The organism is Cognatundibacterium jejuense, assembly GCF_014284255.1.
Classification (GTDB): Bacteria; Pseudomonadota; Gammaproteobacteria; order Burkholderiales; family Burkholderiaceae_D; genus Undibacterium; species Undibacterium jejuense.
Genome location: NZ_JACOFV010000046.1, coordinates 1 through 889, shown reverse-complemented (window position 1 = coordinate 889; position 889 = coordinate 1). Strand labels below are relative to the sequence as shown.

1 protein-coding gene and 2 pseudogenes are annotated in these 889 nt (G+C 49.3%); all 3 read right to left on the bottom strand.

Features of this window, described 5'->3' with window-relative positions:
* Positions 1 to 206 (bottom strand): annotated as a pseudogene (locus tag H8K32_RS19940) (hypothetical protein); the annotation flags it as partial.
* Between the two features lie 9 nt (positions 207 to 215).
* Positions 216 to 524, bottom strand: a complete 309-nt coding sequence (locus H8K32_RS19935) for a hypothetical protein (protein ID WP_186914384.1) — start codon at positions 522 to 524, stop codon at positions 216 to 218.
* A gap of 2 nt (positions 525 to 526) precedes the next feature.
* Positions 527 to 889 (bottom strand): annotated as a pseudogene (locus tag H8K32_RS19930) (hypothetical protein); the annotation flags it as partial.

Below are 889 nucleotides of genomic sequence, written 5' to 3'. Positions count from 1 at the left end.
ACACGCATGCCTTCCTGAAACCAGGCTTCCGCCTCCGGATCAACCGGCGGGACGTGGTCGACTTCATACATGCAGCTAAATTCTTTGCGATGAGGATCAAAGGCTTTTAATTCCATATTGCGAGGTAGTGTCGGTTTCATCGAGCAGGCAGTCAAAGTAAAAGTGGCAAGTAAAATACAAATGAGGAGGTGGTTTAAACGGTGCATACATTCTCCTTATCCATGACGGAAGGTGACTTCGCGTGTTTCTCGGAAGGGAATGAGAAAGCCAATGATAGGAGCCTTCGCCGTTACATTGTCTTCATTAAATTTCATCAACTGCTTCCAATCATGAAATGCAATAGCCACCGCCTTTTGACTTCCATCACCACCATTACATCCGCCGAATCCCCCCGAATGCTGCTCCCATACCCACTGACGTAATTGCGCCGCTTCACGGGCATCATCCGTCAACATGTTGATTTCGCTATCCCCTGCCATACGGTGATGAACTTCCTCAACATAACTGTAAAATGCCGCGTCCATACTTACGGCAAAGGCTTACGCCATGTCCACGTAATGAGCTTATTATCTTCGTCAAATCCCGGTAAGCCTTGACCAAAACCGGTGACCGTTTGCCCTTGTGTAAACTGTCGCCAACGACCGTGATAGGTCGCTAATGTTTCTGCCATGCTGTCGGTTCTGCTGGCTTCCCAGATGCCATCTTTGGGGCACATGTCACCAACCTTGACCTTCAGCTCTGGTTTGATGAGGGCTTTGATTGGCGGGTCTTGGTAGTCGGTGTCGATCTGGTAGCCTTTGGCGCGTGCTTCGGCTTCATCTTTAGCACGCCATTCATGGGCTTTTTTCATGCGATCGGGCCACAATGCTTTCCAGTTATCTCTATCCTC